This window comes from Xanthobacter autotrophicus (genome assembly GCF_029991245.1).
Lineage (GTDB): Bacteria > Pseudomonadota > Alphaproteobacteria > Rhizobiales > Xanthobacteraceae > Xanthobacter > Xanthobacter autotrophicus_C.
In genome coordinates this window covers 1-7,606 of sequence record NZ_JAIVFO010000180.1, presented here as the reverse complement: position 1 = coordinate 7,606, position 7,606 = coordinate 1, and the positions used below count along the sequence as shown (strand labels likewise).

Below are 7,606 nucleotides of genomic sequence, written 5' to 3'. Positions count from 1 at the left end.
TGAGTTGTGTATAAGAGCCAGGCGGAAGGCGCTGCGGAAGATGGATCGTCCGACCCGGTCTCAGCCATGCTTGTGGCCGGCATGGCCATGGTCGTGGTGGTCGTCGTGACCGCAGTCCGGGCCGTGAACGTGGGTCGGCTCGTCGTGAGCGGCATGGGCGTGGTCATGGTCATGATCGTGGCTGCAGCCGGGACCATGGACGTGGCCCGGCTCCCCGTGGGCCGCATGGGCGTCGGCGTGAGGCTCGACGCCATGGGAATGGGCATCGCGGGCATGATCGTGCCCGCAGCCCGGCCCATGCACATGCGCCTCGCCGTGACCATGGGCGTGCTCATGGTGCCCGTGGTCATGATGGCCATGCTCATGCCCATGCTCTTCATGCCCATGGCCGCCATGGGCCTCCGCCGCCTCATAGGCGCCCTTCTCGGGGCGGAACGGGCGCGTCACCTTGGCCACGCCGGCGCCGAGGCCCCGCACCATCTCGGTGAGCACGTGGTCGTCCACGAAATAGACCGCGCTCTCGGTGATCTCCGCCGGCACGTGGCGGTTGCCCAGGTGCCACGCCACCTTCATCAGCCGCAGCGGATTGGCGGTGGTGACCTCCACCAGATCCTCGGGCGCGGCCTTGATGCGGATGAGGCGGCCATCCTCCAGCTTCACCGCGTCGCCGTCGTCCAGCACCGTCGCCTTGTCGAGGTCGAGCAGGAATTGGGTGCCGCCGTCCGCCGTCAAAGCGAAGCGGCGGCGGTGGCGGGCATGGTGATCGAGGGTGATCTCGTCGGCCACCTTCTCCGCGCGGACGGCGGGACGGCGGACGACGATGGTGGCGCGGATCATGACTTCACTCCGGAACCGCCCCCGAACGCCGCCCGCCCCAATTCCCGGAGCGGACCTTGTGCGCTCAGGTGGCGCTGTCCTGCCGATTCTGGTTGGTCTCGAACAGGAACCACAGGCGCTTTTCGGCCTCGTCCACATATTCTTCCAGCAGGCTGGCGGTGGCAATGTCCTCCGCCTCGTCGCAGATGCCGTGGGCCTCGCGCATCGAGGCGATGGCCGCCTTGTTGTCGGCGATCAGCTCCGCGAACATGTCCTGCGGCGCCACATAGGCCGCCTCATTCTCCTTAAGCCCGCTGAGCTTCAGGATCTCGGCAAAGGAATGCACCGTCTGGCAGCCGATCTTGCGCACGCGCTCGGCCAAGGGATCGACCGTGGCGTAGATGGCGGCGGCCTGCTCGTCCAGCAGCAGGTGATAGTCGCGGAAGTGCTTGCCGCTCACGTGCCAGTGGAAGTTCTTGGTCTTCAGATACAGCACGAAGGTGTCCGCCAGCACGCGATTGATGGCGTCCGCCACCTTCTGCACCTTGGCGCTGTCGAGATCGGTGGGAGTGGCGAGGGCTTGGGACTTGGCCATGGAGGAAGTCTTGGCCGACTTCTTGGACAATGAACGCACATTCGACATGGGGGTGGCTCCTCAATCAAAACGAGTTGCAACACCCGCTAGAAGCCACCAGCCACGGCATAGGTTCCGTCCCGCGCGAATTCTTTCGCGCGGTGCGATCAGAACAGGAAATAACGCTGGGCCATGGGCAGCACCTCTGCCGGCTCGCACACCAGAAGCTCGCCGTCGGCGCGCACGTCGTAGGTCTCCGGGTCCACCTCGATATGCGGCATGGCATCGTTGTTGATCATGCTCTTCTTGGAGATGCCGGAGCGCGTGTTCTCCACCGCCACCAGCTCCTTGCTCGTGCCGAGGCGGGAGGCGAGGCCGTCCTCGATGGCCGACTTCGAGACGAAGGTGAGCGAGGTGTGGGTCAGCGCGCGGCCATAGGCGCCGAACATGGGCCGGTAATGCACCGGCTGCGGCGTAGGGATGGAGGCGTTGGGATCGCCCATCTGCGCCATGGCGATGGCGCCGCCCTTGATGACGAGGTCCGGCTTCACCCCGAAGAAGGCCGGCGTCCACAGCACGAGGTCAGCCAGCTTGCCGGCCTCCACCGAGCCGATATGGCGCGACATGCCGTGGGCGATGGCGGGATTGATGGTGTATTTGGCGATGTAGCGCCGCGCCCGCAGGTTATCGCTGTCGCGCTCGCCGGGCAGCTTGCCGCGCTGGCGCTTCATCTTGTCCGCGGTCTGCCAGGTGCGGATGATCACCTCGCCCACCCGGCCCATGGCTTGTGAGTCCGAGCTCATCATGGAGAGCGCACCGAGGTCGTGGAGGATGTCCTCCGCCGCGATGGTCTCCTTGCGGATGCGGCTCTCGGCGAAGGCGAGGTCCTCGGCGATCTCCGGGTCGAGGTGATGGCACACCATGAGCATGTCCAGATGCTCGTCGATGGTGTTGCGGGTGTAGGGCCGGGTCGGGTTGGTGGAGGAGGGCAGAACATTCGCCAGCCCCGCCACCTTGATGATGTCCGGCGCATGCCCGCCGCCCGCCCCTTCGGTGTGGAAGGCGTGGATGGTGCGGCCCTTGAAGGCGGCGATGGTGTCCTCCACGAAGCCCGATTCGTTGAGCGTGTCGGTGTGGATCATCACCTGCACGTCGAAGGCATCGGCCACGGTCAGGCAGCAGTCGATGGCGGACGGCGTGGTGCCCCAGTCCTCGTGGAGCTTCAGGGCGCAGGCGCCGGCCAGCACCATCTCTTCCAGCGCGGCGGGGCGCGAGGCGTTGCCCTTGCCGGCGAAGGCAAGGTTCATGGGGAAGCTGTCCGCCGCCTCGATCATGCGGGCGATGTGCCACGGGCCCGGCGTGCAGGTGGTGGCGAAGGTGCCGGTGGCTGGCCCGGTGCCGCCGCCCAGCATGGTGGTGACGCCGGAGGCCAGCGCCTCCTCGATCTGCTGCGGGCAGATGAAATGGATGTGGCTGTCGAAGCCGCCGGCGGTGAGGATCTTGCCCTCCCCCGCGATCACCTCGGTGCCGGGGCCGATGATGATGTCCACCCCGTCCTGCACGTCCGGATTGCCGGCCTTGCCGAGGCGGACGATGCGGCCGTTCTTGAGGCCCACATCGGCTTTCACCACGCCCCAGTGGTCCAGCACCACCGCATTGGTGATGACGGTGTCCACCGCCCCGTCGGCATTCGCCACCTGCGACTGGCCCATGCCGTCGCGGATGACCTTGCCGCCGCCGAACTTCACCTCCTCGCCATGGATGGTGAAATCCTTCTCGATCTCGATGAAGAGCTGCGTGTCGGCGAGCCGCACCTTGTCGCCCACCGTGGGGCCGAACATGTGCGCATAGGCAGCGCGGGGCATCTTGGAGGAGGACATGGGTGGCAGGCCTCAGGGGGCAAGATCAGGGGTAAGGATGGTGAAGCCGGATTGGGCGGGAGCGCCCTTGTCGAAACTCACGGTGGTCCCGCACCCGGCAGCCGAATTGATCTGCGCGATCAGAACATCCGTGAAGCCGCCGATGCCCTCCCGGTAATCTTGCAATGCCGCAAGAACACTTTCCCGCTCAAGAATGACAAAAGCGGGGTTGCAAATAAGATCGTCCAGGATGGCGACGACCTCGTCGCGGCTTGATTTGTACTTGGTCCTCATCACCCAGACGAGTTCCGCCAGCACGACGGCGTTGACGACCGCCGGATCATCAACCGTGCGCTCCAGCAGAAAGGCCTGCGCACGGGGCGACTGCTTTTTATCGTCGTCCGCCAGGGCGCGCAGGAGGATGTTGGTGTCGATGCCGATCATTCCCCGGCATCCATCGATGCCGCGTCGCGCTGCGCGACGGCCTCGGCGATCGCTTCGGCATCGGTCTTCCTGGCTGCCCGACCCTTCAGGCGACCGAACAGCCGGGATGTGGGCGTCTTGCGGGCATGGACAAGCACGCGTCCATCGCGATGGACGAAGAACTCCACCTGGTCCCCATCGCCGACGCCGAGCACGCGGCGCACCTCCACAGGAAGCGTCACCTGCCCCTTGGCCGTGATCCGGGCATCAACAGCGATATTCATCACCGCTCCTTACTTTTCTGAGATTGTAAGGAGAATACCATAAGCCTCCGCCATACGGAATTGTCTGCATCACAGCTTCCCCGCCACCGCGCCGCGGAAGCCGTAGACCTCGCGCTTGCCGCCGAACGGTACCAGAATGACCTCCCGCGAGGCGCCGGGCTCGAAGCGCACCGCGGTGCCGGGGGCGATGTCGAGGCGCATGCCGCGCGCCTGCTCCCGCTCGAAGGCCAGCGCCGGGTTGGTCTCGTAGAAATGGTAGTGGCTGCCCACCTGGATCGGCCGGTCGCCGGTATTGGACACCGTGAGGCGCACCCGCTCGGCGCCTGCGTTGAAGTGGATGTCGCCCTCCTGGGGCACCAGCTCGCCGGGCACCGTTTCGGACGGCGCGCCGCGAATGGGATGGTGCACGGTGACCAGCTTGGTGCCGTCCGGAAAGGTGGCCTCCACCTGGATGTCGTGGATCATCTCGGAGATGCCGTCCATCACCTGGTCGGCGGTGATGACCCGGGCGCCGGTTTCCATCAGTTCTGCCACGGTCCTGCCGTCGCGGGCGCCTTCCACCACGAAATCGGTGATGAGGGCGACGGCTTCGGGATGGTTCAGCTTCACGCCCCGGGCGAGGCGCTTGCGGGCCACCTCGGCGGCCATGGCGATGAAGAGCTTGTCCTTCTCGCGCGGCGTCAGCAGCACGGCAATCTCCTTGAACCGGACGTTAAAGTAGATTTCGCAAAATCTGCTCTAACTTATTGTTTTAACGCAATTTCAGACGCAAAACCGCTTCACGCTTTTGCTGAAATTGCTCTAGGTGCCCCACACGCGGGGCAGCGGGGCGTTTCGAAAGGCCATGAGAAACGAGGTCGCATCCCGACGCAACGTTTCGATGTCGGGGGCAAGCAGGCGCACGCACAGAAGCCCGTTCCACGCGCTCGCGCCCGCCTCGCTGCGGGCGCCTTCGAGCAGCGCGCGGGCCTCCTCCAGCCGGCTCTCGGCGTCGGGGGCCACATGGAGCAGCGTCGCCAGCGCCCGATTCCCGCCGGCCACCGCCGGCCGGGCGAGCAGCGCAGCGATGGGGCCGGTCAGGCGCAGGGCATCGGCGAAGATGAGGACGCCGTCCCGCCGCACTCGCCAGTGATCCTCCAGATGCCCCTCCCCCATCACGTCGCCGTGGGCAAGGCGGCCGAGCATCAGCGCCTCGAACGAGAGGAAAGAGGCGGTGCCCGACAGGTCGATCTCATAGCGGCGCCTGAGGCGGGCGCGGTCGAACAGGATGGTCTCCTGCGGCAGCCAGTCCAGCCGCGCGCCGGCCTCCGCCACAAGCCGCACATGGATATCCGCGCACGGCCCGTCCGAGCGGTAGACCTTCTCGGCGGCGGGCGTCGTAACCATGAGGTGCGCGCCCGGCCCCGCCTTGGCTTCGATGGAGAAGACATCGCCGCAGGCGACCCCGCCGGCGGTGTTGACGATAACGGCTTCCAGCCCCGGCCCGCCCCGTGGCAGGCGGGCGCGCAGGGCGCCGCCTTCTGCGAGGTCGGTCAGGCGTGTCACGCCCCCGAACGCGGATGCGGCGATGCGCACCCGCCCTTCGCTGCGCTGGCGCAGAGCCCGTTCCCGGGAGGATGCGACCGACGGACCCGGCAGACCGGCGCCCCCGGCGGCGGCGTCCCCCTCGCGGTCAGATCGCCATGAGGCGGCGGACATCGTCGCCATCGAGCCCGCTCCTGTCGCCCCGCGCCACCACCTCGCCGCGATCCATCAGGATGAAGCTGTCGGCGAGGTCGCGGGCGAACTCGAAATACTGCTCCACCAGTACGATGGCCATGTCGCCCTTGTCACGCAGGTAGGAGATGGCCCGCCCGATATCCTTGATGATGGAGGGCTGGATGCCCTCGGTGGGCTCGTCCAGCACCAGCAGGCGCGGACGCGTCACCAGCGCGCGGCCGATGGCGAGCTGCTGCTGCTGCCCGCCGGAGAGATCGCCGCCGCGCCGGCGCAGCATGGTGTTGAGCACCGGGAACAGCTCGAACACCTCGTCCGGTACATATTTGTCCTTGCCCTTGAGGCGGGCGAAGCCGGTTTCCAGATTCTCCTTCACCGAGAGCAGCGGGAACACCTCGCGTCCCTGCGGCACGAAGCCGATGCCGAGACCGGCGCGATCCGGCGTCGGCATCCGCGAAATCTCCTTGCCGTCCAGCGTGATGGAGCCGCCGGCGATGGGCCGCTGGCCGACGATGGCGCGCAGCAGCGAGGTCTTGCCCACGCCATTGCGGCCGAGCACGCAGGTGACCTTGCCCGCATGGGCCTCCACCGACACCTTCTTCAGGGTGTGGGCGGCGCCGTAATAGAGGTCGAGGTTCTCAACCTTCAGCATGGGCATGCTCCGAGCGCGAGCCGGTGGCGCTCCCCTCTCCCCTTGCGGGAGAGGGGTTGGGGGTGAGGCGGGCGGGCAGGTTCCAGTCACGCGGCAGAGGGGTGCCGACGGCGGCAAACCCCTCACCCCGTCCCTCTCCCGCAAGGGGAGAGGGGGCTTCAGAGCGACAAGCCATCCCTACCTCCCCAGATACACTTCGATGACCCGCTCGTCGGCGCTCACCTGGTCGAGCGGGCCTTCGGCGAGCACCGAGCCCTCGTGCAGCACGGTGACCTTCACGTCGAGGTCGCGCACGAACTGCATGTCGTGCTCCACCACCACCACCGAACGGGTCTTGGCGATCTCGCGCAGCAGCACGGCGGTGTCCGCCGTCTCCTGGTCGGTCATGCCGGCGGCGGGCTCGTCCACCAGCAGCAGGCGCGGCTCCTGCGCCAGCAGCATGCCGATCTCCAGCCACTGCTTCTGCCCGTGGCTGAGATCGCCGGCGCGGCGGAAGCGGGCGTCCTTCAGGCGCACCCGCTCCAGCAGCTCGTCGATGCGCTCGCGCTCGTGGGGCGTGCGGCGCCAGTAGATGTTGGAGAAGGGCCGCCGGTCTTCCTTGAGGGCGAGGAGGATGTTGTCCTCCACCGAATGCATGTCGAACACGGTGGGCGTCTGGAACTTGCGGCCGATGCCCAGCTGGGCGATGGCGGCCTCGTCCAGGCTGGTGAGGTCGTGGGTGCCGGCGAAATAGGCGACGCCCTGGTTGGGGCGGGTCTTGCCGGTGATCACGTCCATCATGGTGGTCTTGCCGGCGCCGTTGGGGCCGATAATGGCCCGCATCTCCGCCTCCTCGATGACGAGGGAGAGGGCGTTCAGCGCGCGGAAGCCGTCGAAGGAGACGGTGATGTTGTCGAGATAGAGCAGCGCCGGGGTCATGGACATCCGGTTGGCGCCGGGACGATCCTGCGCGATCTCCCGCATCTCCGCTTCCAGCGCCAGCGCGCCGTGGGACTTCACCACATAGGGGTCGGAGGACTGGGTCTGAAAGCTGCTCATGGCGCTCACTCCGCCGGCTCGGGGGTGGGCGTCGCGGCGGGCCGCCGCGCCTTCCAGCGTTCGGAAATGCTGGAGGCCAGGCCCAGCACGCCCCGGGGCAGGAACAGGGTGACCAGCACGAACAGCGCGCCGAGGGCGAACAGCCAGGCCTCCGGCAGCACGCCGGTGAACCAGGTCTTGCCCGCGTTGACGATGACGGCCCCCAGCGCCGCCCCCACCAGCGTGCCCAGCGCGTCCGGTTTGC

Annotated in this window: 9 protein-coding genes and 1 pseudogene; all 10 read right to left on the bottom strand. The window is 67.2% G+C overall.

What is annotated here, in order from left to right; all coding sequences use genetic code 11:
• Positions 1 to 60 precede the first annotated feature (60 nt).
• The gene (locus K9U41_RS20620; protein WP_282642723.1) at positions 61 to 837 is read right to left on the bottom strand and encodes an urease accessory protein UreE; all 777 of its coding nucleotides are present in this window, start codon (positions 835 to 837) and stop codon (positions 61 to 63) included.
• A 64-nt stretch (positions 838 to 901) separates the two neighbouring features.
• Positions 902 to 1,459, bottom strand: coding sequence for a Dps family protein (locus tag K9U41_RS20615; protein WP_282642722.1), 558 nt, complete (start codon positions 1,457 to 1,459; stop codon positions 902 to 904).
• Positions 1,460 to 1,557: 98 nt separating this feature from the next.
• Positions 1,558 to 3,270: an urease subunit alpha gene (ureC, locus tag K9U41_RS20610; RefSeq protein WP_282642721.1), complete on the bottom strand. Its 1,713-nt coding sequence runs from the start codon at positions 3,268 to 3,270 to the stop codon at positions 1,558 to 1,560.
• A gap of 12 nt (positions 3,271 to 3,282) precedes the next feature.
• Positions 3,283 to 3,693, bottom strand: a complete 411-nt coding sequence (locus K9U41_RS20605) for a PIN domain-containing protein (protein ID WP_282642720.1) — start codon at positions 3,691 to 3,693, stop codon at positions 3,283 to 3,285.
• A complete protein-coding gene (locus K9U41_RS20600; protein WP_282642724.1) occupies positions 3,690 to 3,956 on the bottom strand; it encodes an AbrB/MazE/SpoVT family DNA-binding domain-containing protein in 267 nt (88 codons plus the stop codon). Before K9U41_RS20600 ends, K9U41_RS20605 begins: the two co-directional genes overlap by 4 nt.
• Positions 3,957 to 4,025: 69 nt before the next feature.
• Positions 4,026 to 4,646: an urease subunit gamma gene (locus K9U41_RS20595; RefSeq protein WP_282642719.1), complete on the bottom strand. Its 621-nt coding sequence runs from the start codon at positions 4,644 to 4,646 to the stop codon at positions 4,026 to 4,028.
• Between the two features lie 111 nt (positions 4,647 to 4,757).
• A complete protein-coding gene (locus tag K9U41_RS20590) occupies positions 4,758 to 5,663 on the bottom strand; it encodes an urease accessory protein UreD (RefSeq protein ID WP_282642718.1) in 906 nt (301 codons plus the stop codon).
• A complete protein-coding gene (urtE, locus tag K9U41_RS20585; RefSeq protein WP_282642717.1) occupies positions 5,629 to 6,324 on the bottom strand; it encodes an urea ABC transporter ATP-binding subunit UrtE in 696 nt (231 codons plus the stop codon). The genes K9U41_RS20590 and urtE overlap by 35 nt, the downstream gene beginning before the upstream one ends.
• Positions 6,325 to 6,501: 177 nt before the next feature.
• Positions 6,502 to 7,248 carry an urea ABC transporter ATP-binding protein UrtD gene (gene urtD / locus K9U41_RS20580; protein WP_138399033.1) on the bottom strand — a complete coding sequence of 249 codons (747 nt, stop codon included), beginning with the start codon at positions 7,246 to 7,248 and terminating at the stop codon, positions 6,502 to 6,504.
• A gap of 119 nt (positions 7,249 to 7,367) precedes the next feature.
• A pseudogene (locus tag K9U41_RS20575) lies at positions 7,368 to 7,606 on the bottom strand (urea ABC transporter permease subunit UrtC); the annotation flags it as partial.

Bases quoted from the DNA above. Each gene is read 5' to 3' on its own strand.
- K9U41_RS20590 (WP_282642718.1), bottom strand. From the start codon at position 5,663: ATGGCGACGATGTCCGCCGCCTCATGGCGATCTGACCGCGAGGGGGAC.
- K9U41_RS20605 (WP_282642720.1), bottom strand. From the start codon at position 3,693: ATGATCGGCATCGACACCAACATCCTCCTGCGCGCCCTGGCGGACGAC.
- K9U41_RS20620 (WP_282642723.1), bottom strand. From the start codon at position 837: ATGATCCGCGCCACCATCGTCGTCCGCCGTCCCGCCGTCCGCGCGGAG.
- K9U41_RS20615 (WP_282642722.1), bottom strand. From the start codon at position 1,459: ATGTCGAATGTGCGTTCATTGTCCAAGAAGTCGGCCAAGACTTCCTCC.
- K9U41_RS20600 (WP_282642724.1), bottom strand. From the start codon at position 3,956: ATGAATATCGCTGTTGATGCCCGGATCACGGCCAAGGGGCAGGTGACG.
- urtD (WP_138399033.1), bottom strand. From the start codon at position 7,248: ATGTCCATGACCCCGGCGCTGCTCTATCTCGACAACATCACCGTCTCC.
- urtE (WP_282642717.1), bottom strand. From the start codon at position 6,324: ATGCTGAAGGTTGAGAACCTCGACCTCTATTACGGCGCCGCCCACACC.
- ureC (WP_282642721.1), bottom strand. From the start codon at position 3,270: ATGTCCTCCTCCAAGATGCCCCGCGCTGCCTATGCGCACATGTTCGGC.